Annotated in this window: 30 protein-coding genes; 29 read left to right on the top strand and 1 reads right to left on the bottom strand. The window is 65.5% G+C overall.

Annotation, left to right across the window (positions count from 1 at the left end):
• Positions 1–11: 11 nt before the first annotated feature.
• The 13 genes from IEW87_RS06100 (at position 12) to IEW87_RS06045 (ending at position 8,444) form a co-directional block, all read left to right on the top strand.
• Entirely contained in the window at positions 12–395 is a 384-nt protein-coding gene (locus IEW87_RS06100) for a hypothetical protein (RefSeq protein ID WP_188711380.1), read from the top strand.
• Entirely contained in the window at positions 392–2,977 is a 2,586-nt protein-coding gene (locus IEW87_RS06095; RefSeq protein WP_229730979.1) for a DNA methyltransferase, read from the top strand. Before IEW87_RS06100 ends, IEW87_RS06095 begins: the two co-directional genes overlap by 4 nt.
• 130 nt (positions 2,978–3,107) lie before the next feature.
• Entirely contained in the window at positions 3,108–3,554 is a 447-nt protein-coding gene (locus tag IEW87_RS06090) for a hypothetical protein (protein ID WP_188711379.1), read from the top strand.
• Positions 3,554–4,321, top strand: coding sequence for a hypothetical protein (locus IEW87_RS06085; RefSeq protein WP_188711378.1), 768 nt, complete (start codon positions 3,554–3,556; stop codon positions 4,319–4,321). The genes IEW87_RS06090 and IEW87_RS06085 overlap by 1 nt, the downstream gene beginning before the upstream one ends.
• Positions 4,318–4,644, top strand: coding sequence for a hypothetical protein (locus IEW87_RS06080; protein ID WP_188711377.1), 327 nt, complete (start codon positions 4,318–4,320; stop codon positions 4,642–4,644). The genes IEW87_RS06085 and IEW87_RS06080 overlap by 4 nt, the downstream gene beginning before the upstream one ends.
• Entirely contained in the window at positions 4,641–4,973 is a 333-nt protein-coding gene (locus tag IEW87_RS06075) for a hypothetical protein (protein ID WP_188711376.1), read from the top strand. The genes IEW87_RS06080 and IEW87_RS06075 overlap by 4 nt, the downstream gene beginning before the upstream one ends.
• Positions 4,974–4,975: 2 nt before the next feature.
• Entirely contained in the window at positions 4,976–5,488 is a 513-nt protein-coding gene (locus tag IEW87_RS06070) for a single-stranded DNA-binding protein (protein ID WP_188711375.1), read from the top strand.
• A 2-nt stretch (positions 5,489–5,490) separates the two neighbouring features.
• A complete protein-coding gene (locus tag IEW87_RS06065; RefSeq protein ID WP_188711374.1) occupies positions 5,491–5,727 on the top strand; it encodes a hypothetical protein in 237 nt (78 codons plus the stop codon).
• Positions 5,724–6,521, top strand: a complete 798-nt coding sequence (locus IEW87_RS06060; RefSeq protein WP_188711373.1) for a hypothetical protein — start codon at positions 5,724–5,726, stop codon at positions 6,519–6,521. The genes IEW87_RS06065 and IEW87_RS06060 overlap by 4 nt, the downstream gene beginning before the upstream one ends.
• Positions 6,522–6,638: 117 nt before the next feature.
• Entirely contained in the window at positions 6,639–7,352 is a 714-nt protein-coding gene (locus tag IEW87_RS06055; protein WP_188711372.1) for a hypothetical protein, read from the top strand.
• The gene (locus IEW87_RS06050) at positions 7,349–7,669 is read left to right on the top strand and encodes a hypothetical protein (RefSeq protein WP_188711371.1); all 321 of its coding nucleotides are present in this window, start codon (positions 7,349–7,351) and stop codon (positions 7,667–7,669) included. Before IEW87_RS06055 ends, IEW87_RS06050 begins: the two co-directional genes overlap by 4 nt.
• A complete protein-coding gene (locus IEW87_RS15210; protein ID WP_373285094.1) occupies positions 7,600–7,866 on the top strand; it encodes a helix-turn-helix domain-containing protein in 267 nt (88 codons plus the stop codon). Before IEW87_RS06050 ends, IEW87_RS15210 begins: the two co-directional genes overlap by 70 nt.
• A 20-nt stretch (positions 7,867–7,886) precedes the next feature.
• Positions 7,887–8,444, top strand: coding sequence for a hypothetical protein (locus IEW87_RS06045; protein ID WP_188711370.1), 558 nt, complete (start codon positions 7,887–7,889; stop codon positions 8,442–8,444).
• Between the two features lie 141 nt (positions 8,445–8,585).
• Here the strand turns inward: IEW87_RS06045 and IEW87_RS06040 are convergent, their stop codons facing one another.
• Complete coding sequence (locus IEW87_RS06040) at positions 8,586–9,266, bottom strand: hypothetical protein (protein ID WP_188711369.1); 681 nt, start codon at positions 9,264–9,266, stop codon at positions 8,586–8,588.
• Positions 9,267–9,372: 106 nt separating this feature from the next.
• Here IEW87_RS06040 and IEW87_RS06035 point away from each other — a divergent pair, with 106 nt between their 5' ends.
• The 16 genes from IEW87_RS06035 to IEW87_RS05960 all read left to right on the top strand — a co-directional run bounded on the left by IEW87_RS06035 (position 9,373) and on the right by IEW87_RS05960 (position 23,144).
• Positions 9,373–9,897: a helix-turn-helix domain-containing protein gene (locus tag IEW87_RS06035; RefSeq protein WP_188711368.1), complete on the top strand. Its 525-nt coding sequence runs from the start codon at positions 9,373–9,375 to the stop codon at positions 9,895–9,897.
• Complete coding sequence (locus IEW87_RS06030; RefSeq protein ID WP_188711367.1) at positions 9,878–11,173, top strand: PBSX family phage terminase large subunit; 1,296 nt, start codon at positions 9,878–9,880, stop codon at positions 11,171–11,173. Before IEW87_RS06035 ends, IEW87_RS06030 begins: the two co-directional genes overlap by 20 nt.
• 18 nt (positions 11,174–11,191) lie before the next feature.
• Positions 11,192–12,721, top strand: a complete 1,530-nt coding sequence (locus IEW87_RS06025; RefSeq protein ID WP_188711366.1) for a phage portal protein — start codon at positions 11,192–11,194, stop codon at positions 12,719–12,721.
• A gap of 12 nt (positions 12,722–12,733) precedes the next feature.
• A complete protein-coding gene (locus IEW87_RS06020; protein ID WP_188711365.1) occupies positions 12,734–13,927 on the top strand; it encodes a phage minor capsid protein in 1,194 nt (397 codons plus the stop codon).
• 178 nt (positions 13,928–14,105) lie between these two features.
• Positions 14,106–14,765 carry a hypothetical protein gene (locus IEW87_RS06015; protein WP_188711364.1) on the top strand — a complete coding sequence of 220 codons (660 nt, stop codon included), beginning with the start codon at positions 14,106–14,108 and terminating at the stop codon, positions 14,763–14,765.
• Positions 14,766–14,783: 18 nt separating this feature from the next.
• Positions 14,784–15,770 (top strand): major capsid protein, encoded by a 987-nt coding sequence (locus IEW87_RS06010; protein WP_188711363.1) that lies wholly within the window; start codon positions 14,784–14,786, stop codon positions 15,768–15,770.
• A gap of 2 nt (positions 15,771–15,772) precedes the next feature.
• On the top strand, positions 15,773–16,105 hold the full coding sequence (locus IEW87_RS06005; RefSeq protein WP_188711362.1) for a phage tail fiber repeat family protein: 333 nt from the start codon (positions 15,773–15,775) through the stop codon (positions 16,103–16,105).
• Between the two features lie 8 nt (positions 16,106–16,113).
• Entirely contained in the window at positions 16,114–16,422 is a 309-nt protein-coding gene (locus IEW87_RS06000) for a hypothetical protein (RefSeq protein WP_188711361.1), read from the top strand.
• A gap of 6 nt (positions 16,423–16,428) precedes the next feature.
• Complete coding sequence (locus IEW87_RS05995) at positions 16,429–16,917, top strand: hypothetical protein (RefSeq protein WP_188711360.1); 489 nt, start codon at positions 16,429–16,431, stop codon at positions 16,915–16,917.
• An 8-nt stretch (positions 16,918–16,925) separates the two neighbouring features.
• A complete protein-coding gene (locus tag IEW87_RS05990) occupies positions 16,926–17,270 on the top strand; it encodes a hypothetical protein (RefSeq protein WP_188711359.1) in 345 nt (114 codons plus the stop codon).
• Positions 17,271–17,279: 9 nt separating this feature from the next.
• The gene (locus IEW87_RS05985) at positions 17,280–17,645 is read left to right on the top strand and encodes a hypothetical protein (protein ID WP_188711358.1); all 366 of its coding nucleotides are present in this window, start codon (positions 17,280–17,282) and stop codon (positions 17,643–17,645) included.
• Positions 17,638–18,048 (top strand): hypothetical protein, encoded by a 411-nt coding sequence (locus IEW87_RS05980; protein ID WP_188711357.1) that lies wholly within the window; start codon positions 17,638–17,640, stop codon positions 18,046–18,048. Before IEW87_RS05985 ends, IEW87_RS05980 begins: the two co-directional genes overlap by 8 nt.
• A 79-nt stretch (positions 18,049–18,127) precedes the next feature.
• Complete coding sequence (locus IEW87_RS05975; protein ID WP_188711356.1) at positions 18,128–18,673, top strand: hypothetical protein; 546 nt, start codon at positions 18,128–18,130, stop codon at positions 18,671–18,673.
• 20 nt (positions 18,674–18,693) lie between these two features.
• Positions 18,694–19,218: a hypothetical protein gene (locus IEW87_RS05970; RefSeq protein ID WP_188711355.1), complete on the top strand. Its 525-nt coding sequence runs from the start codon at positions 18,694–18,696 to the stop codon at positions 19,216–19,218.
• Between the two features lie 231 nt (positions 19,219–19,449).
• Positions 19,450–22,380, top strand: a complete 2,931-nt coding sequence (locus IEW87_RS05965) for a phage tail tape measure protein (RefSeq protein ID WP_188711354.1) — start codon at positions 19,450–19,452, stop codon at positions 22,378–22,380.
• Positions 22,377–23,144, top strand: a complete 768-nt coding sequence (locus tag IEW87_RS05960) for a hypothetical protein (RefSeq protein WP_188711353.1) — start codon at positions 22,377–22,379, stop codon at positions 23,142–23,144. Before IEW87_RS05965 ends, IEW87_RS05960 begins: the two co-directional genes overlap by 4 nt.
• The last annotated feature ends 9 nt before the right edge of the window (positions 23,145–23,153 follow it).

Here is a 23,153-nt window from a genome sequence, read left to right as displayed (position 1 = left end):
GAGAAGAGATTTTGAGCACTACCCATTCTGCCCGACGCCGTAATCGTGCGTCGGCGAAGAAAGCGGGCGCGAGCTTCGAGCGCGCGCAGGCCGATTGGCTCGCTGAGCGTCTCGATGACGACCGGATCGACCGTCGCGTGAGGAACGGCGCAAAGGACCGCGGCGATATCGCAGGAGCGCGCCTCCGCGGCGAACGCGTCGTCATCGAATGCAAGTCCACGGCCACCCTCGCGCTGCCTGCGTGGCTCCGCGAGGCCGAGACCGAGCGGGGCAATGACGACGCGCTGATCGGTGTCGTTATGCACAAGAAGCGGGGCACGACTGACCCGGCCGAGCAGTACGTGACCATGAGCGCAGAGACGTTCGCGGTGCTGTTGCAGGGCGGTGTGCGATGAGCGCTCTCATGTCGCCGGCGTTCCTCGACCACCCGGCCGTGGACTACGAGCAGTTCGTGCGCGAGAAGGTCGCGTTCGACAAGACCTTCGGCTTCCCCGTCCACGCTGACGACCTCGCACCCGTGTTGCTTCCGCATCAGCGCGACATTGTGCAGTGGGCGCTGCGAGGCGGACGGCGCGCGATCTTCGCGAAGTTCGGTCTAGGCAAGTCCGTCATGCAGTTGGAGACGCTCCGGCAAGTCATCACGCACCCGGCGTCCGAGGTCGCGGGCGGGCGGGCTCTGATCATCGCGCCGCTCGGCGTGAGAGGCGAGTTCATCCGCGACGGCCGGAACCTCCTCGGCATCGAGGTGCGTTTCGTTCGTCGGACGGAGGAGCTCGACCCGGAATGGTCCGGCATCTACGTCACGAACTACGAGTCGGTGCGTGACGGGAAACTCAACGTCTCCCGCTTCGACGCGGTGAGCCTCGATGAGGCGTCCGTGCTCAGGTCGTTCGGGTCGAAGACGTACCAGGAGTTCCTCGGCTTGTTCGATGGACTCCCGTACCGCTTCGTTGCCACGGCGACACCGTCACCGAACCGGCACAAGGAACTCATCCACTACGCCGGGTTCCTGGGGATCATGGACACCGGCCAGGCGCTCACGCGGTTCTTCCAGCGCGACAGTTCGAAGGCCGGGAACCTCCGCCTCTACCCGCACAAGGAACGCGAGTTCTGGCTGTGGCTGAACACGTGGGCGTGCTTCGTGCAGACGCCTTCCGACCTTGGCCACTCGGATGCCGGCTACGACCTGCCCGCGCTCACGATCGACTGGCACAAGGTCGAAGTCGAGGTGCAGTCCAACGACGTCGAGCGGGACGGTCAGGGCGTCCTCGTACGGGGCGGCACGATGTCGCTGCAGGGCGCGGCGCGCGAGAAGCGCGACACCCTCGACGACAGGGTCGCCGCGCTCATGGCGATCGTCTCCGACCACACCGCCGCGAATCCGGGCGATCAGATCATCCTTTGGTGCGACCTGAATGACGAGCAGGCCGCGATCGAGAAGGCACTCACCGCTGGTGGCCTGTCGTTCTCGTCGGTGCACGGTGGCCTTGACGATGTGGAAGCGGAGCGCCGGATCCAGGCGTGGCGCGACGGGGAAACGTACGCGCTGGTCGGTAAGCCGGTGATGCTCGGTCAGGGCATGAACTTGCAGCAGGCGAACACGGCCGTCTTCGTCGGCGTGACGTACAAGTTCAACGACACGATCCAGGCAGTCCACCGCATCCAGAGGTTCGGGCAGGCGCGGGCGTGCACGGTGCACCTCATTTGGGCGGAGACCGAGAGCGAGATTCGGGACACGCTGCTGGCGAAGTGGACGGAGCACGATGAGCTCACCGACACCATGTCGAACGTCATCCGTGAGTTCGGCCTCAACCCGGATGCGATCAGCGCCGCGCTCACCCGCTCGATGGGCGTGGAGCGCCGCGAGGAGTCGGGCGAGGCGTGGACGGTCGCTCACAACGATTGCGTACTCGAAACCCGTGACCACATGGCCGATGACTCTGTCGACCTGATCGTGACGTCGATCCCGTTCTCGAACCACTACGAGTACACGCCGTCGTACAACGACTTCGGCCACACGGACGGCAACGATCACTTCTGGCGACAGATGGACTACCTCACGCCGAACCTCCTCAGAGTGTTGAAGCCGGGGCGGATCTACGCGTGCCACGTGAAGGACCGGATCCAGTTCGGCAACGTCACCGGTGCGGGCATCCCCACAGTCTCTCCGTTCCATGCGGAGGCGCTCGCTCACGGGTTGAAGCACGGCTTCGACTACATGGGGATGATCACGATCACCACCGACGTCGTGCGGGAGAACAACCAGACGTATCGCCTCGGCTACACGGAGATGCGGAAGGACGGCTCGAAGATGGGCGTCGGTTCGCCCGAGTACGTCCTCTTGTTCCACAAGCCGCAGTCGGACCGCGCGAAGGGGTATGCGGACGAGCGGATCGTGAAGGAGAAGGATGACTACTCCCTCGCGCGTTGGCAGATCGACGCCGCCGCCGACTGGCGGTCCAGCGGTGACCGGCTCCTCACACCCGAAGAGATGGTCGCCCTGTCGCCTGAGATGCGGTCGCGCCTGTTCAAGCAGCAGTCGCGCGCCAACGTCTACGACTTCGACGCTCACGTAGCGACGGGTGAGGCGTTGGAATCTAAGCGGGCGCTCCCGTCGACGTTCAAGTCCCTCGATCCGGGATCGTGGCGCGGCGACGTGTGGGACGACGTCAACCGGATGCTCACCCTCAACGGTGAGCAGTCCCGGCGGGCACTCGAATTCCACATCTGCCCGCTGCAGTTCGACATCGTAGACCGGCTCATCGAGCGCTATTCGAACAAGGGCGAGCTCGTGTTCGATCCGTTCGGTGGGCTCGGCACGGTCCCGCTCCGGGCGCGGAAGTTGGGGCGTCAGGGGCGTGCGGCGGAGTTGAACCCGACGTCGTTCCGCGACGCCGTCATGTATCAGCGCGAGTTGGATGCGGAGCAGGCGACGCCGTCGCTGTTCGACCTCCTCGATACGGAGGACGCGGCATGATGTCGGCTCGCTATGTCCCTGAGACGGCCCCGCACCCGGTGGTGACGCGCTGCTCCCGCCGCTGCTGTTGGACGCCGATTACGTGCGCGAAGAACTGGCGTTGCGAATGCCACACAGAGAGGAGAGAGCCGTGACTATCAGGACGCCGGCGCGTGCGTTGCGCGCGCTTGAGGATCGGGATGGGCGCGTGTGCGTGATGACGGCCGCTGCGGGCGAGACGCTGTCGCCTCAACATCGACAGGGCGGCGCGGGCGGGCGGCGTGACAAGCATCGCCTCGCGAACCTGTTGTGGCTCGACAGCATCGCGAACGGTCTGATCGAGTCCGATCCCGAGTGGCAAGCGATCGCGAAGGCGTGGGGCGTGAAGATCAGCCTCCATGCTGACCCCGAGCTGATCCCCGTCTTCTACCGGCACCTGCACGCATGGTTCGTTCTCGAAGGTGACGAGCGTCACGAAGTGTCGGCGGCGGTCGCTCTCGACATGATGCTCGCGTTCTACGGCGAGACCTACCTCATGTGGAAGGCGATCGCTGATGGCACGGACCGGGCCTGGGCTCTCGCTGCGAGGGGCATCTGATGCCTTGGTTCAAGGTCGATGACGGCTTTTACACGTCGCGGAAGGTGCTGAGCATCCCGCGTTCGTGTCGGCTCGCTGCGGTCGGCCTGTGGACGATGGCCGGGAATTGGTCGGGTCGAGAACTCACGGACGGGCGGGTTCCGAATTACGTCCTCGCCGAGCTCGGGGCGACGTCAAGGCTTCGCCGGGCGTTGGTCGAGGCTCGGCTGTGGCTTGACCACGGCTCGGACGGTATCGAGTTCAACAAGTGGGCGGAGTACCAGCCGACGCGTAGTGAGGTCGAAGCGGATCGTGCGAAAGCCGCGGAAAGACAGCGGAAGTGGCGCGAGCGGCACAAGGGCGAGACGAGTAACGACACCGTTAGTAACGGCGTTACTGCACCCGTTACGAACGGTGTAAGTAACGATGCCCCGACCCGACCCGACCCGACCCGTACTTCTAACGAAGTACTAGAGGGGGCGCGCAAGCGCGCACACCGCATCCCGGATCCGTTCATCGTCACAGGCGAAATGCGCGAATGGGCGGCACGCGAAGTGCCCGGTCTCGACATCGACGATTCGACGTCTCGGTTCGCGGACTACTGGCGAGCCGAGTCGGGCGCGAAGGCTCGAAAGCTCGACTGGATCGCGACGTGGCGGAACTGGTTACGCCGAGACGACGACAACGCGTCACGTCGCCTCACGCCTTCGCAGAGGGCGCAGAAGACGGCAGCTGCAGGGCGACGCATCGCGGGCACGAACATCACGATGTTGGAGATCGAAGGATGAACACGGAACAGCTCACGGCGCTCCTCGCCCGTATCCAGGTGCTCGACAACCGGCAGGTGGATGAGCTCACGATTCAGGCGTGGTCGCCGCTCATGGAGTCGGTCGATTATCAGGCGGCGGTGCGGGCGGTGAATCGGCACAGCGTCGAGTCGACGGAGTATCTGAAGCCGGCGCACATTGTGCGGCTGGTGCGGGATGAGCAGCGCGCGGTAACGGGCGGCACGATGTCGCCGCGTCGTGAGGATTGCCAGGCCGCGGGCGGCGAGCACAGGTGGCTCGGGGGCACGGGCACGTGCATGTTCTGCGAGGTGAGGGCGCTATGACGCTCATCGATTTCGGCGGGTTCTTCGTGGATCGGGATCGTGCGCTCGCGGAACTGCACCCGCCGTTGAAGAAGGTCGCGAGTGAACGTCCGTCCGCTCCTCGGCAGAGGGCGTTCCGGGCGGCCTGGGAGGCAGCGCCACGTCAGGCGTTGGTGGATGCGCTGACGGCGGCGCGGTCGCAGGTTGCGGATGCGGAGGCGTTCATCGCGGAGATGCGGCGGCGTGACGTGCCGGACAAGGACGGGATCAGGCCGAGCGAGGTCGTGGTCAACGAATCAGTGGAACGACAGGTAGCTGCGTATGCGGCGCGAAAGAGGAAGGCGGCCTAGCTATGGCTGGCGAAACAGTAATCACGGTGGTTGGGAATCTGACGGCGGATCCGGAGCTTAGGTACACGCAGTCGGGTATCCCGGTCGCGAACTTCACGGTCGCGTCGACACCGAGGACGTTCGATAAGCAGTCGGGCGAGTGGAAGGACGGCGAGGCGCTGTTCATGCGCTGCAGTGCGTGGCGCGACTTCGCGGAGCACGTCGCCGGGTCCCTGACGAAGGGCATGCGCGTGATCGCGCAGGGCAACCTGCGCCAGCGGAACTACGAGACGCGCGAAGGCGAGCGACGCACGTCGATCGAGTTGGACGTGCAGGAGATCGGCCCGTCACTCCGGTACGCGACGGCGCAGGTCACACGCGCGCAAAGCGGACAGAGAATAGGGCAGGCGGCAACTCCCGCACCGGAACCGTCCGCATGGGAAGGGAACAAGTGGGACCCGCAGAACGCCCCGCAGGCGCCCGCTGAGCAGTGGGCGGCGCAGCCGATCCCCGACGCCGACGAGACCCCTTTCTGATCATGGACGGGATCTTCGAGAAGCCGGGACGACCGGCAGAAGCACAGCTGTCGACGGCGCGGATGTTGTTGGCGCAGTTCATCACGCAGATCGATGAGTTCGAGGACATGAATCGCCAGCAGCGTCGGACGCCACGCGGTCGGGATCTCGCGTCTCGCATTTACGGGCTCCGTGAGGGGCGCGCGAAGTGGCAGGCGCGCGTTGTCGAGCTCGAAGCTCAGATCGAGGAGGCGTCATGACGCTGCTCTGTGCCGCTGCTCTGGGCGAGATTCCCGGTGTTCGTCCGTGCGCTGAGTGGGGCGAGCATCGCGTCACGTGCCAGGACCACGATGGCTACACGCGACGCCCCGGCGGTTGCTTGGGATGCCTGCCGAAGTCCGCTGACCGCGGGATGTTGTGCCAGGCGCACTACGAGGATGTTGAGGCGGCGGTGATCGAGTGGCCGCGCTGGTTGCGGCTCATCGAGGCTGCCGGCGGGCGTACGGTCTCACCGTCGGGTGACTCGGCAGGGCAGCCGCTTGGATACACGACACTCCCCCTCGCATATCTCGAGGTGGACGCCTGCACGCGTTTCCTGAAATCGCAGGGCGATCAGCCGCTCGACGTGTGGATCTCGAGCGAGGAGGGGGCGAGGGATGCGGTCCAGTTCGCTCTGGCCGCGAAGCGTGCCTTCCACGCGCTCGAGGTGGAGGAGCGGCCGACGAAGTTCGAGCGGGTCCGGTGCCCCGAATGCGGGCTCTTGTCGCTGCATGAGAACCCGACGCGGGAACTGCGTGGCTCCACCGTCGTGATGTGTCAGCACTGCGGGCACCAGCTCGCGACGGTCAAGACGCCGGACCCGCGTTGGGTCGGATCGGATCTCTGCAACGTCGGCAGGCATGGGGATTGCGACCGGGTCACGTGCGAGTGCGGATGCCACTCCACAGACCTGTTTGACGCGGACAGGGCGACGCTCGGCTGGACCCGCCGCGACGCATGGACAGTCGACATCGACCACGGGACGTTCCACGAGGCCACGAGGGCAGCCGCATGACTCCCTGGTGGTTGACGGTGATCATCCCCGCCGCGATCCACATCGGGATCTCTTGCGGGTTCCTATTCGGCGTCCTCTGGGCAGAGGCACGCATCACGACAGAAAGTGAGATCGACGATGACTGAGCAGACCAGCGCCGACCGGGAGCCTACGCCGATCAACGGCAAGTGGGTGTGCGGGAAGTGCGCTCGCGAGGTCACCATCGGCTACGACGACGGGCAGATTCCCGAGCACCATCGGACATGCCCGAAGCGGGCCGACCGGGAGCCGAGCGACGCGCTGGAACCCGCCGTGCAGCGAGCTCTACTTGCGCCGGGCTGCGTTTCGGATCATGCCGAAGATGATCGTCCCCGCGAACAAGATGATCCCGATGATCGCAAGCCAGATGAGGCCCTTGATCGCGAATCCGACCACGGACAGAACAGCCCAGATGACGAGAAGGATGATCAGCACGGTCCACATGTTGGTAACCGTACAGCGGTGCGGGCTGGAACGGAACAGTCGAAGATGCGGGAGCAGGCGAAGCGGCTGCGGCGTGGGGCACCTGATAGTGACCAGCTCGCGGGTGCTGACACTCTCGACCGCCTGGCCGAGGTGATCGACCTGCACTGCCCCGACGACACGCAAGCGATCACAGGCGACTGCGCCGAGGAGCGCTGCGACCACGAGACGTGCCCGACGCAGACCTTCCAGGTGTGTGCCGAGTGCTGGCGCTTGGCTGAGGAGTCCGACCCGTACTTCGGGGAGCGAGGCATCGCGCCGGTGCTCTGGCCGTGCGAAACAGCCCGCATCGCCCGCGGGGACACCACCAACGAGAAGGAGAAGCCATGAGCGAGTGGGAGATCGTGCCGGAGTTGCCGCATCTCGTGGTCCCCGCGCCTCAGTGCGGGCACTGCGGCGATGACGTGCAGATGGACGGGGACAGCGCATGGTGCGAGAAGTGCCGCGTGGCATGGGATCGCATCTTCGACGGCGACACGAGCGAGCCAGACCCCGACTGCGAGGAGAGCACGGAAGTTCGATGCGAGATCGTCGACAAGCCGACCGCTGGGCCGGGGATGACACTCGTGTTCGGCCCGTGCATCCTGCCGAGCGGCCACGAGGGCGAACACCTGTGCCCGATGCGCCGCGAGAGGGGAACACCGTGAAGGAATGGGTCACCGTCAAGGAAGCCGCGGCGCTAATCGGCCGACACCATTCGCGAATTTATCGGTGGATCGACGACGGCCGCCTTGCAACACGCACTGATGCCAACGGCATCACGTGTGTCCTGGCGAAAGCCGTCGTTCGCATCGAACCCACCGTCAAACGCGGAAGACCGCGCGGGTCTGTCTCGAAACGTTGAAATGTGGAACCCTCATCACCATGACCGAAACTGTGATCGTCGCACTGATCGGCGTTGGCGGTACGTTACTCGGGGCATTCGGCGGAGGCCATCTTGCAAACCGGCACGCGAACAAACAGCTCGATGCCAGACGCCAATTCGAAGTTCACGATGCCGCACGTTCGATCGTTGTTACGACACTGGTCGCTGCTCGCGCATGGCGGGCCGCCGCCTCAGGCGCGTCTATGGTCGTCGCCGCCGGTGAGGACCGATCAGTCATTGACAAGTACATGCGGGACGACTTCTTCGACTCGTACAGCGGGCAGCAAATTCGCGAACACGGTGCCGCGTTCGACCGAGCAGTGACCGAAGCAAAGCTCCTCATCTCGAACGCTCCGTTGCGCGAAGAGATCGACTCGCTCCAGCAACTTCAAACTGGCTGGTGGGGACAGGTGCTCGACCCGTCGTTCGAGCTCCGCAAAGAGGGAGCCGACAAGGTCGAGCGCCTTCGGCCATGGATCAGATTCAATGCAAGGTTCGATCGAGCGCTGGCACAAGTCGAAGCGACCGCATCTCGTTCGATCGCGTCCCAGCTCTGAATCAGTCCCAGCGGCGTGTCGCTCCCGCACTCACGTGCATTAATTCGCGAAACCCGCGACGATAGATTGTAGATGGTGGAGAAGTCCGCCCAGCGAGAAGCCCCGGTACCCGACAGAGGACGCCGGGGCTTCTGCGCTCTCCTAGATGAAAAGCTGCCCAATCAGCCCAGATGCAAGCGCGCCCGCCGTGCTGTTAGCAACAGCGGTCAGTACGCCACGGAGAACCGGCAAGTTCCTCCTGATGGCCCCTTCGTCCGGCGTCGCTTTCGAAGCCTCCTCGAGGAGAGTCTTCGCGGCCGTGCGGGCCACAGCGATCTCATCAGCTTGGACTTCCTTGCAGCTCTCGATTAGCGCGAGAGCTTGCCCAACTGCGTCACTCAGCTGCTCGTACCCGCCCGCCACACTAATCTGCTGTGAGATACGACTTCCGTCAACGGCTACGTTTACGTGACTTCCGCTCACGACGATCGTGTGTCCCCCACCAATGGCGGGATGCGGTTCATCCGACGGCGGCACCTTGCTGAATGTCACGTTGATGTGAGAGAGCTCCGACGCCATGTGACCGCCGGCGTCCGAGACATCGACCTTCGACGCCCAGACGGTCGTTTCACCTCCCCGTGGATCAGCCCATGTCAGCTCGTCCCCCTCATACACAGGGGTGTCAACGTTGAATCCCACGGTCTTCGTTTGAACGACGCCTTCGAACTCGGCAACCTCACGCTCCGGCTTCTCCGGACCCGGGACTACCCGAACAGTCTTAGTCCCGAAAGTGCCACCAAACACCTCAATGAACGACCGGCCGCCTCCAAAATTGAATGCCATCCGTTGCTCCTTCCAGATCGCTTCTACGACTGATCACAGCATCCCAGACAGCGCCGACAAGAGCGCATCCCGCATAGGGCAAGAGGCCCGAACGAGGTGAACCACCATGGCTCGAGGTCGACCGGTCGATGACGAAACACGCGAACGTGTACGCGAGGCCATCCGTGCTGGTGATCCTCGGAACACGATTGCCCGCAAGTTCGGCCTGTCGGGTTCGACGGTGTCGAGCATCGCGAAGCGCGCGGGGCTCTCGTTCGATCGTTCCGCGGTGGCGGCTGCGACGAAGGCCCGTTCAGTGGATCTCGCTGCCGGCCGTACGCGCCTGGCGGAGAAGATGCTCGCTGCGTCGGAGGACATGCTCGATCGGATCGATGACCCGTATCTGGTGTTCAGCTTCGGCGGCAAGGAGAACGCCTACAACGAGCACACGCTCGCGTCGGCTCCGGTGGACGTGCGTCGGAACGTCATCACGACCGCCGGGATCGTGTTCGACAAGCTGACTCGGATCGTGGAGAAGGACAACGGCGGCCTCGAACAGGCGGTCGGTGTGCTGGATCAGATCGCTGACGGCTTCAAGGCTGCTGCTGAGAAGTACCGTTCGGAGACTGTCGATGAACCTGTCGGAGATTGAACGGCTCGTCTCGAAGGCTCAGATCCTCTCCCTCGTGGACGCGACCAAGCGGAAGCTCGCGCTCTGGTACGGGTCCGTGTCGGCGGGGAAGACGATCATCAGCCTGTGGGCGTTCATCCTCGCCGTGAGGGTCGCGCCACGTAACGGCCTGATCCTCATCGTCGGACGCAGCCTGCAGACGATCTACCAGAACATTTTCGTGCCGTTCCAGGACGTGAACATCTTCGGGTCGCGGATCTCGAACCAGATCCACTACACACCGGGCGCGACGTCGGCGACGATCCTCGGCCGTGAAGTGCTCCTCGTCGGAGCTTCCGATGCGAAGGCTGTCGGCAGGATCCAGGGCGCGACGGTCGGGCTCGCGTACGTCGATGAGGCGGCGCTGATGCCGGAAGAGTTCTGGAACATGCTCGTGTCCCGTCTCCGCGTCGAGGGCGCGAGGCTCTTGGCGACGATGAACCCCGCGTCGATGAATCACTGGATCCGGAAGAAGTGGATCCTGCAGGCCGACGCGAAGAACCTCGTGAGCTTCCACTTCACGATGGAGGACAACCCGACCCTGTCGGAGGAGTACAAGCGCGACATGCGCGCCTCCTACTCGGGTGTGTTCTTCGACCGAATGATCCGCGGCGAGTGGACGAACGCCGCCGGCGCTGTCTACCCCATGTGGGACCCAGCCCGTCACGTCATCCCGTGGGACGCGATGCCGCCCCTACAGGACGTATACGGCATCGGAATGGACTACGGCACGACGAACGCCACCACGGGCCTGCTGCTCGGCCTCACGGACGAGTACAAGGACGGGAAGCCGAAGCCGCGTCTGATCCTCATGGACGAGTGGGGTTACGACTCGAAAGAGTCCGGCATCCGCCTCACCGACGCCGAGCTCTCGAAACGGTTCCGGACGTGGCTACCGAAGGAACACACACCGTTCCCGACGATGCTCAAGCCCCGGTTCATCTTCCTCGACCCCGCCGCCGCATCGTTCCGCACACAACTGCACAACGACCTCCGCGGCACGGGCCTCTCACCGTGGCCCGCCGACAACAGCGTCCTCGCCGGGATCGCGACGATCGGCAACGCACTCGACAACGACCAGTTCATCGTCACCGACCGGTGCAAAGGCTGGCAGTCCGAAGTCACCGAATACCGGTGGGACGAGAAAGCCACCGAGCACGGCGACGACGCAGTGATCAAGGAAGACGACCACTACCTCGACGGCGGCCGGTACGTCACACATTCGACGAAACCGTACTGGCAACCGATCTTGACCTGACCCTCGGAAGGGGAACACATGCCGATCCCCTCACCGAACACGAGTTGGCCGCCCGCACCGTGGGACGTCGCGTACCGGCAGTACGAGATCAACGACGCGTGGCTGACCGGTGACACCGATTCCCTCGCGAAGATCTACGGACGCGGCGAGCGCGGCACGCACACCCGCCGTGGGCAGGAGATGCGGGGCGGGCTCGTTGGTGCCGCATCACGCATGTTCTGGGGCCGGCCTGTTCCTGCTGCCGAGAATCGTGCTCGTCTTCACGTGCCGGCGCCCGCGGATCTTGCGACGCTCGCATCCGATCAGGTGTTCTCGGAAGGCATGGAGGTCGGAGCGGACGGTGCTCCTGAGAAGACGAAGGCTCGTCTCGATCTGATTGCGAACAGTGATGAGGCACTCGAGACGTTCTCCACCATGGGTGAACTCAAGTCCGCATTCGGCGCGACAGCGCTCGTGTCCCGTTGGGACGAAGCCGTCGCCGATCACGTGTGGCTGGAAGCATCCGCCGCGGACGTCACGATCCCCACATTCCGGTCCGGGCGTCTCGTGGAACTCACCCTCTGGACCGAGTACCGCGACCTGAACATCGTGTGGCGGCACCTCGAGCATCACGGGATCGGCTACATCGAGCACGCCCTGTTCCAGGGCACGGACGACAATCTCGGGCGTCGCGTCCCGCTCGAGGATCGGCCCGAGACGGCCGTCTATGCGGATCTCGTGAACGCGGATTCGATCATCGAGACCGGCATCGATCGCCTCACCGCGTCGTGGAACCCGAACCTCACCGCGCAACAGTGGCGGAAGGCTGGCGTCCTCGCACACGCGGGCCGGTCCGACTTCCACCAACTGCTCCCTCTGTTCGATGCGCTCGATGAGACGTTCTCGTCGTGGATCCGTGACCTGCGTCTCGGCGCGGGCCGCATCCTCGTCCCCGAAGCGGCCCTCGACACGATGGGCCCGGGGCAGGGTGGCGCGTTCGACATGGGCCGTGAAGTGTTCGCAGGCCTGAACATGCCTGGTGACCCGTCGAAGGTCGCATTTGATCAGGTGCAGTTCGCGATCCGTGTGGAAGAGCACGAGAAGACGATGCTCGCGATCTACAAGGAGATCCTCCGCAAGGCCGGGTTCGCTCCGTCCGCGTGGGGCGACTACTCGGGTGGCGCGCAGATGACCGCCACGGAGGTGCAGGATCGCAAGTCGGCCTCGGAGCGGACGCGGGACAAGAAGATCCTCCGCGACCGGGCAGCGATCGCCCAGCAGTCGGCGGTCGCTCTCGAGCTCGACGGGATCCTCTTCCCCGGCAAGGGTGGCGAACGGCTCGATGCTCTCCCTGTGGTGACGTTCCCGGACGTGTCGCAGGAGGATCCGCTGCAACTCGCGCAGACGCTCTCCTACCTGGATACGGCGGGCGCGATCTCGACGGAGCAGAAGGTGCGCCGCGCGAACCCCGAATGGGATGACCAGCAGGTGAAGGACGAGGTCACCGCGATCCGTAGCGAACGTGCTGTCGCGGATCCGGCGATGTTCACGGGCCTCGGCGAGGAGTAACAGGGGGTCGTCGTGGCCGTCTTCGTTCCGAACCCTGAGCGTGAGTCCGTCGAGGAGCTCATCGAGGCTCTATCGCGTGAGCTCGCGACCCGGTATCGGGATGTGGAGGATGAGCTGATCCGTGAGGTCGCGAAGCGCGCCCAGCGTGACTTCCGCCTCGCGGCTCAGATCACGGCGGACCCGTCTGATCTGACTCTGCGGGGTCGTCGCCGGCAGAACGAGATCCTCGCTCGTCTCGCGATCCAACGTGCCGAATCGGTACGGGAATTGCAGGCACGCGCGGTCGCGCTCGTTGACCGTCTCCGGAACGAGGACCTCGCTCGGCAGGTGCTCGAGCTCGCAGCGACGGAGGGTGAAGCGGCCGCCGCTGCACGGCTCCGGTTCGCTGGACCGCAGCCGGTGGTCACGGGCACCGCGTCGCAGGCCGTCGCGTCTGTCGTCCTGTCGCTCGAGTCCCAGCTCGAGATCCTGAACCAGCGACTCACCCGTTACCCGCAGGACGCGTACCAGCGGGTCGTGTCGCTCTACACCCCCGGCACGCTCCTGGGCGAGTCGACAGCGCGGGTGCAGCAGGCACGCACGGTGCAACGGTTCCTCGCAGACGGCGTGACCGGGTTCACGGATCGTGGCGGGCGACGCTGGACCGTCGGCGCATACGCGGAGATGGCCGGCCGTACGACAGTGAACCGCGCGTTCAACGACGCGGGCATCTGGCGGATGTCGCAGTCGGGCATCCACCTGGTGACGGTCGTGCGCGGTCTCGACTCGTGCGAAGCATGCGCGGCGTGGGCGGGAGCGATCCTCTCCACGGACGGGACGCCGGCGGGCCCGATGATCCTCCCGCACGCTACCCAGCAGGGTGGCGTGGCGGTGCAGGTCGCGGGCACGGTGGACGACGCCCGCAACGCCGGCTGGAATCATCCGAATTGTCGCTGTCGTCTGGTGGCGTATATGCCGGGTCTCACGGTCCCGCAGGGCGATACGACGTACGACGAGGCCGCGGAGAAGGAACGTGCTCGCCAGCGGTTGCTCGAGCGCAGGATCCGCGCGGCGAAGCGCCGCGAGGTGTCGTCGATGACGGACACGGACTATGCGCGGGCTCGTGATGATGTGCGTGAAGTGCAGGGCGACATGCGGGACTTCATCCGCGAGACCGGTCGACGCCGCGACTCGTACCGCGAACAGCTCGGATTCTCGGGCACCTGATCTTCCCGGCGGGGTTAACGCGGTGCGGACATCCTGCGAAGGCTGCTCACGACGCGCGCTCCAACCTTTCCGCGCGAGGCAGACCTGCCCCGCCGGGACCCCGACCCCGTGCCGTCGTTGGCCCTGCACGACGGCGGCACGGCCTGATCTTCCCCGTACGCAGGGTGCGGGGTATCCGATGAGCAGGAGGCTCACCATGTACAAGCAGCACCACTACGGGCCGCGCGCACTCAGCCGGTTTGACTACCTCGGTATCCGCTTCGTTGAGGGCGAGGACGGCGCGAACCCGACGACGGGCCAAGGCGGCGAGCAGCCACCCGCGAATCCGCCGGCTCAGCCCGCACCGACGCCTCAGCCGCCAGCGCAACAGACTCCCCCGGCACAGCCCGCTCCCCCGACTCAGCCGCCCGCGCAGCCGATCCAGTACAAGGGCAACCCGGACGAGTATGTGCGCGAGCTCCGCGAGGAAGCGAAGACACATCGGCTCGCCGCGGAGAAGGCAACATCCGACTTCGAAGCAGCGCAGAAGGAGCGCGACGCGCTCACCGCGGAGCGCGATTCCCTCGCCCGTGAGCGTGCACTGCTGCTCAACGCGCCGAAGCACGGCGCCCGCGCCGATTTGCTGCTCGACTCCTCGAGCTTCATGAAAACCTTCGCCGACGTCGATCTCACCGATGAGGAAGCGGTCAAGACGGCGATCACGAACGCGGTCGAGAAGAACTCGACCTTCCGTGCCAAGTCCCTCCCTGCCACGAGTGGCGGCGGACACCAGGGCGGCGGCACACCCAAGACGAACATTTCCCTCGAGGGCGCGGTCAAGTCGCGTCTCGGCGGGTAACAACCACAAGGAGGCATCATGCCTGTTTCCCTCGCAGAAGCGAAGAACAACGTTCAGGAGGATCTGGACGTCGCAGTCATCGACGAGTTCCGCAAGGAGTCGGCGATCCTCGACACCCTGATCTTCGATGACGCCGTCAACCCCAGCGGTGGCGGCGCGACTCTCGACTACGGATACCGTCGTCTCGTCACGCAGGCGGACGCGGACTTCCGTGCGATCAACAGCGAGTACGCGCCCGCTGAGGTCGAGTCGCAGAAGTACTCGGTGACGCTCGCGCCGCTCGGTGGCTCGTTCCGCGTCGACCGTGTCCTCGCGAAGCTCGGCCCCGCAGCGTCGGGCGCGGTGACGCTGAACCTTCAGCAGAAGATCAAGGCGACCCGCACTCGCTTCCAGGACGAGGTCATCAACGGTGACACGGCTGTCGACGCGGACGGATTCGACGGGCTCGACAAGGCCCTCACCGGGTCCGACACGGAGATGGACGCGGCCGCGGCGGGCGACTGGCTCGACCTCGACACCGACGACCGCGCCAGCTTCAAGGCGCTCGACCTCGTGGACGAGTTCCTGGCGCTGCTCGACGGCACCCCGACGGTGCTCGTCGCGAACAAGAAGGCTCTCGCGCGTGTGCGTGCGATCGTGCGCCGTTCGGGTATGTACGTGCGCGACGCCGTCGAGGGCCTGGTCGGCGCGAACGGCCGCCCGATCAACCGCGAGTCGTACGGCGGCATCACGCTCGTCGACGCGGGCGAGAAGGCCGGCTCGAACGACGCGATCATCCCCATCGCGGAGGACGGCACCACGTCGATCTACGCGTACCGCGTGGGCCTCGACGGCTTCCACGGCGTCTCCACGGCGGGCGGGCAGCTCGTTCAGACCTGGATGCCGGACTTCACCACCTCCGGTGCTGTGAAGACCGGTGAGGTCGAGCTCGGGCCGGTCGGCATCGCCCTCAAGGCGACGAAGGCCGCCGCGGTGCTCCGTGGCGTCAAGGTCGCAGCGGGATAACTGTGAACGACACCGAGGGCAGCGAGTGGGAGTCGAAGATTCCCGCGTCCGCGGTGTACGTCACCCAGGACGGTGAGAGTCGCCGCCTGTCGGAGGTCCTCGCGGATCTCGACGGCGGCGACGTCACCGTCGCCTGGGGCGACATCAGCGGAGTGCCGGCCTCGTTCACGCCGGCCGACCACACGCACGCCACGAGCGATGTCGAGGGTCTCGATGCCGAGCTCGCTGGCAAGGCCGCTACCGGCCACACTCACACGGTCGCCCAGGTCGCTGACCTGCAGGGGATCATCAATGATTTCGAGACGCGGATCGCCGCGCTCGAGGCACCAGCGTAGGAGGCATCATGCCGAAGATCACTACCCCCGTGAAGGGGTTCACCGGAAAGGTCGCGGGCGTCTCGTTCGTCGACGGTAAGGGCGAGACCACCGACAAGGCCGCGCTCGCGTACTTCCGTCGTCACGGGTACGGCGTCGACGCGGCCGAGAAGGCTGTCGAGATCCCTGAGGGGGAACCGACTGCTGACTGGACGGCCGCCCAGCTGAAGGCGTACGCCGAGAAGCACGAAGTCGACCTCGGCCAGGCGAAGACGAAGCCGGAGATCGTCGAGGCGATCGAGAAGGCCGCGACCCCGCCCGCGGATGACGACAAGTAGTAGACCGTGACCGATCCCGGCGCGACGTGGCGAGACTCCGTCGCGCCGGGATCACCACGAAGGGACATCATGCGCACGTACGCGACAGCCGCTGACTACTACGTCTTCACCGGCGGCGAGCAGCCCGTCAACGAGAACGACGAGCCCGTCACGGACAGGGAACTCAACGCCCTGCTGCGGCGCGCGTCGATTCAGGTCGAATCATATGTGCGCCTCGCCCGCTACGACACCGACGATGACGGTTACCCGGTCGATCCAGACGTGTCCGAAGCGATGACAGAAGCGACGTGCGCTCAGGTCACGTGGTGGGACGAGACCGGGGATGTGACGGGTGCTGACGCGATCAGTGGCGTCACGAAGATCCTGTCCGTCTCGCTCGGAAGTGGCAATACCGCGGGCGGGCAGCGGTCCCCTGCTGAGGCGCGTGCTTCCGCTGAGGCGATCACGATCCTCGAGAACGCCGGCCTCATCACCGCGTTCGTCGCACATACGTAGGGGGCGTCATGGTGAGGCTCAGGAAGCGGCACCTCCCGCAGCGCGTCACGATCCGTCGCTTGCTCGGTGAGGGTGCCGAGGGTGACATCTGGGGCGACCCAGTCACGAACGTTCCGGCGTACGTGGAGCAGTCCGCGCGGCTCGTCGTCGACCGTCGTTCGAGTTCTCCAACGTCGGGGCAGGAAGTCACCTCGTCGACAACGGTGGTCGTGCTCCCACAGGATGACGCACTCCCCCGGTCTCGCGTGACCGTGTGGGCGGGGACGTCACGGGAACGAACGTCTGAGGTCATCACGTCCGACTACGCCGAATACAAGGGCACCCCGAGTCACGCGGAGCTGCACCTCGAGTAGGAGGTCATCATGGCGATCAAGGCAACCGTCAGCATGACGAACAACCTCGGCCGCGCCGGTGGCCAGGCGCTCTCGGATCTCGTCGACGGCATGAACCTCGCCGCCGAACGGGGCATGGCGCTAGCCGTCGACCGGTCCCCGTGGGATCAGGGCACGCTCGCCGGGTCACACACGGTGGAGCGCGCGCAATCGCCCGAGGATGGTGCCGCGATCGTGGCAGACACTCCGTACGCGGCGCGGCTGCACGAGCATCCGGAGTACAACTTCTCGACGGACTCGAACCCGCAGGCGCAAGGCAAGTGGGTTGAGAACGCGGTCGTCGAGAATCGTGCGGAGCTCGGCGACATCATCAGGAAGCGGGTGCGTCGTGGCTGACGCTCCCGAGGTCGTCCTTAACCGTGCGCTCGCGCAGCTCCTCCACGATCATGACCTCGCGGTCTACAAGACGACGGGCGCGATCCCGGAGCGCGGAATCCGACTCGACGGCGTCATGCCGACCACGATCGACGAGTTCACGCTCCTCACTCCCCTACGTCCTGTCGCCGACGGTCGAGCGAACATGACCTACCGGACGCAGGTCTACACGCGCCGCCTCGGTTCCCCGCTCGTTGCCCGCACTTGGGCCGCGGACCTCCGGTCGATCCTCGACCAGACGGAGTACACGCCACGGGCGCTCGGCATTTCGTGGACGTGGGAGTTCTCGTCGATGGATTTCGATCCCGATTCGCAGGGCCGCTCAGCGGTCGCCTGCACGTACCACTTCAGCGGCCGCCGATAGGTCGCTCCTTCTACCGCCCCTCCACCGCGAGGGGTCGTCGGCGTGCGCCGACATCCCCACCAACGCAAGGAGAAGAACCATGGTTGCAGATCGCACCATCTACGACGACACGAAGCCCTCCGTCGGCTCGCTCGCTCTCGCTCACCAGAAGCTGCTCTACGTGGAGCAGGACACGGCGTTCGAGAACGTCACGGGCGACATCAACAACCTGAACACGAACCCCACGCCGATCACGGTCCAGCGTGAGGTGTACGGCACGAAGGGCCGCACGTCGCAGGACATCATCGGCTACAACTTCGCGCCCACGTTCGACGTCGAAGTCATCCGCGACCCGGAGACCGGCCAGATCGTCGCCGCCCAGGCGTGGCTCATCGACCTGATGGATGCCGCGTACAGCGAGGGCGAAGCGAACAAGCGGAACTTCCGCATCGTGGAGGACGCCCTCGACGAGCGCATGCCCGCGTTCGAGGGGAAGTTCTCCGTCGCGGTCGCCCCGGCGAACACCGGCTACGCGGACAAGAACGTCCTCACGTTCACCCTCGCGAACGACGGCGTCGTGGAGCGCATGCCCATCTCCCCGATCGACGAGACGTTCACCGAGGACACCACCGGCGGCGGCGAGTAAGGCACGGGAGGCAGGGTCCCATGGCACTCAAAGCACAACAGGTAGACCGCGACCTGCATCTGACCGTGGAGGGGGCGGCGACGTTCGTGATCCGTCCTCTCCCCGGCCGGGTCGGGAAGCAGATCACCGACACGTACCTCGACGGCGCAGCCGGACACACGGACGGCACAGACGTGGAGCTCGCCCTCATGATGGCCGTCGACGGCGCCCAGTGGGACGACGAGACGGGCCGTTACGTGCCGCTCCCCGAAGAGCAGCGCACCGTCTACAACCGCGTCTCCGACGAGCTCCGCCTTGGCGAGGCCGAGAGCATTCTCCTGCCGGCGTTCTTCTGGCAGACGATCCTCGGCATCACCGGTGTCAACGCCTACATCGAGGGCGGTGAAGGCATCGCCGGCGGGGTAAAAGCACTGTGGGCGCTCGTCGCCCGTTTGGGAGTCTCACCGTTGCAGACATCGCCCAGTTCGGCGTTGGAGAGCCTAATTCGTCTGGCGTCTACTCCGACTACGACATCCCCGACTGGTGGCGTGAAGAGCGACGGTTAGCGGCAGCAGAGGAACCGGCGAAGTCGAAGGGTGACGGTCTCGCGGCCTCGCACCTGTGGAAGCTCGTGCGGCCGGAGTTCTTCGGGCAGGTCGAACTAGACCTCGCCCAGCACGGGCTCGTTGCTGACCTCGACCGGGCTCTCGACGAGCGCCCCTGGCATTTCATTCGCGCCGCGATCGAGCGGCTATCTCACATCGAGGGCTCCTGGCTCAGGAATGAGGTGGTCGCGGATGTTCGACGCCGGCGCACTGATCTTCCGGATCCAGGCCCAGGGGGCTCAGGTCTTCCGACGGGACCTCGCGGAGGCTGACAAGGCGGCTGACGGTCTCGGGAAGTCCACGGAGCGGGCCGCGAAGGGCACGTCCGCGTTCGGGGCCGCGGCAGACAAGTCGCGACGTAACGCGCAGGGATTCCGCAAGGAACTGTCTGGCCTCTCGGACGAGGGCCAGCGAGCAGCGCGTGACGTCGGCGGCGCACTGACGGGCATCGGCGTGGCGCTCGTCGCGACGTCGGGCCTCGCCGCGAAGGCCGCGATCGATTGGGAGTCCGCGTGGGCGGGCGTCCTGAAGACGGTCGACGGCACCCCTGAACAGCTCACGAACGTGCAGCGGGGCCTCCGCGGAATGACCGGGGAACTCCCGGCTGCGCACGAGGAGATCGCCGCGGTCGCAGAGGCCGCCGGTCAGCTCGGTGTCGAGACCGACTCTGTCGTCGCGTTCACGCGCACGATGATCGACCTCGGCGAGACGACGAACCTCTCGTCCGACCAGGCCGCGACTGCCCTCGCCCGGTTCATGAACATCATGGGCACCGCGCAGGCCGATGTCGACCGACTCGGTTCCGCCGTCGTCGGGCTCGGCAACAACTACGCCACGACTGAGGCCGAGATCGTCGAGATGTCGATGCGCCTCGCCGGTGCTGGCAAGCAGGTCGGCCTCTCCGAGGGTGAAGTGCTCGGCCTCGCAACAGCACTGTCGTCGGTCGGCATCCAAGCGGAGGCGGGCGGCTCTGCCGTCTCCAAGGTCATGATCGACATGGCCGCGTCCGTGGAGGAAGGCGGCGACCGTCTCGGCAGTTTCGCGAGCATCGCGGGCGTTTCCGCGGACCGGTTCGCGAAGAAGTGGCGAACAGCACCGGCTGAAGCCCTCTCGATGTTCGTCAAGGGTCTCGGTAACGCTGAAGCACAGGGAGAGTCCACGCTCGGCATTCTCGCGGACCTCGAGATCACTGAGGTTCGGATGCGTGACGCATTGCTGCGCGCGTCGGCCGCGGGTGACCTGTTCACCGAGGCGATGTCTCGGGGTAACAGCGAGTTCGAGGAGAATGTCGCTCTCCAGGACGAGGCGGAGAAGCGTTACGAGACGACCGCCGCGCAACTGTCCATGATGCGCAACAACATCGTGGACATCGCGATCGACATGGGCGCCGTGTTCCTCCCCGCACTCAAGGGCATCTCCGATGCTGTGGCGAACGTGACCGGCTACCTGTCGGAAATGTCGCCCGAGATGCAGGGCGTCGTGAGCGTCCTCGGTCTCGGCGCGGGCGCTGTCGCGCTGTTCGGTGGCGCATTCCTCCTCGCGATCCCGAAGATCGCAGAGTTCCGGGCCGCACAACGCACGCTGCAAACGGAACTGCCCCGCACGACGGCCGCAATGCGCGGCGTCACCGGGTTCCTCATGGGGCCGTGGGGCATCGCGATCGGTGTCGGCATCGCCGCACTCGCATCGTTTGGTGCAGCGAAGGCTGAGGACGAGGCCCGCGTCGAGTCGTACGCGAGCACCCTCTCCGAAGCGACGAACGAGATCACCAAGTCAACTCGTGAGATGGTCGCGGCGAACCTTGTCGCGCAGGACAAGGGCTGGTGGTGGGACAAGAAGTCCGTCGCCGATGAGGCTGAGAAGCTCGGCCTGTCGATGGAACTCATCACCGACGCCGCACTCGGCAACGCTGACGCCCTGCAAGAGGTGCAGGATCGCATCATCGTCACGTCCGACAACATGGACGTCCTCCGGGACATCTCTGCTGAGACCGGCCTATCGATGGGTGAGGTCACGGCGGCGGCGAAGACCGTCGAGGCGGCCATTCGTGGTGAAAGCGAATCGATCGACGAGGCGATCCGTATGGCGGAGCAGAAGGATGCCGCCAACAAGGATGTCGCCGACTCGAACGAGGACGTCGCGGATTCCGCGTCCACCGCGGCCGATAAGTACCTCGAGGAAGCCGACGCAGCGAACGAGCTCTCGAATACCCTCTCGACCCTGATCGACAAGCTGAACGAGGCGAACGGCGTCAACCAGGACGCGATCACCGCGAACAGCGACTACCAGGCGACCCTCGCCGAGGTGCGTGAGCAGCTCGAAGCGATCGCCGCCGGCGAGGAAGGCTACGCGCGCGGACTCGACCTCGCCACCGAAGCAGGGCGAGAGAACCTCGCGCTCCTGCAGGACCAGGCGAAGGATGCGCAAGAAGCCGCCGGCGCCCAGTACGCACTCGATTCGAACACTGCCGACTACATCCAACGGTTGAAGGACGGCCGTGACCAGTTCATCCAGAACGCACGCGACTTCGGTGCCACGAAGGAGGAAGCGAAGGCGCTCGCGGACCAGATCTTCCAGATCCCGTCGGAGAAGGAGATCGAGATCCTTGCGGAGACCACCTCGGCCGAAGAGGCCATGCAGCGTCTCCAGGACTGGATGAGCAAGAACCCGATGGTGCGGAAGGTGCGCCTCGACTCGTACGAGCTCGAAGGCGGCCGGACGGTCACTGACGGGATCTGGAACGCGCACGGCAATGTCATCGAGTCGTACGCGAACGGTGGCGTCCGTGAGCAGCACGTCGCGCAGATGGCTCGCGCGGGCGCGTACCGGGTGTGGGCGGAGCCGGAGACGGGTGGCGAGTCGTACATCCCGCACGCGCCAGCTAAGCGGGCACGGTCTGAGGCTCTCATGGCGCAGACCGCGCAGATCCTCGGCGGCACCTATATCCCGTCGGGGGCGTCGCAGCATGCGGCGGGCTCCGTTTCACCAGCATCGTCTGGCCGGGCGGGGGCTCTCCGTCTCGAGCTCGTCAACCGGACGGGCATGAACATCCTCGATTACGTCGACATCCGCATCGCGGACTCGAAACAGGGCGACGACGATTATCTCGGAGGTCTGGGATGAGTGGTGCGATCGTCACGATCGGGTCTCTGCGGTTCTACGGCGACCGGTATCGAGGGAAGGACCAGTTCCACATCGGTCCGAACGCGAGCGACTTCACGGGGTTCCTCGACGGAGTCACTGCCGAGTGGGATGAGTACCCGCGGGACCGTGTCGGAGTGTACGACTCTCCGGCACGGTTCCCCGCACGTCTTCCGCATATGTCGGGCTTCATCTCTGCTCACACGCACAGCACGCTCGAGTCGCACCGGCGGCACCTGCTCGGCCTGTACGCGGGCGAGAAGCGCCAGGCGCGAGTCAACGTAGGGCACGACTGGTTCAACCTCGACATCGAGGTCCGCAACATCGCGTTTGACACGGTCGGGTTCGCTCCTGAAGCGACCTGGTCTGTCGATCTGCGGTGCGCGGACCCTCGGAAGCGGGGCGAGCTGCGCCGCTACACCGGGTCGAGCGTGAACGTCTTCCATCGGGGACGATTCGACGCCTACCCGACGGTCACGGTAAAGGCATCTTCTGCGATGAGCGGTTACACGATCTCCGGTCCGGGCGGGCGCGGCTTCATCGTCACTAGGTCACTACCGGCTGGTTCCACGGACCGGATCGACTTCGAGACCGGCTGGGTGTACCGCAACGGGAACCTGCTGGAGAAGGCGACAACGCGTCGAGAGACGTGGCCTGTCCCACCTGGCACCGGAATCACGATGGATTTCTCCCCCGCGTCGGGGAACGGACAGATGACTGTCGCTGTGCACGACACCGACCTGTAGGGGGTGCTC

Source organism: Microbacterium faecale, assembly GCF_014640975.1.
In the GTDB taxonomy this organism is placed as follows: domain Bacteria; phylum Actinomycetota; class Actinomycetes; order Actinomycetales; family Microbacteriaceae; genus Microbacterium; species Microbacterium faecale.
The sequence above is the reverse complement of the archived record's forward strand: the minus strand, read 5'-3'. Positions and strand labels throughout refer to the sequence as shown.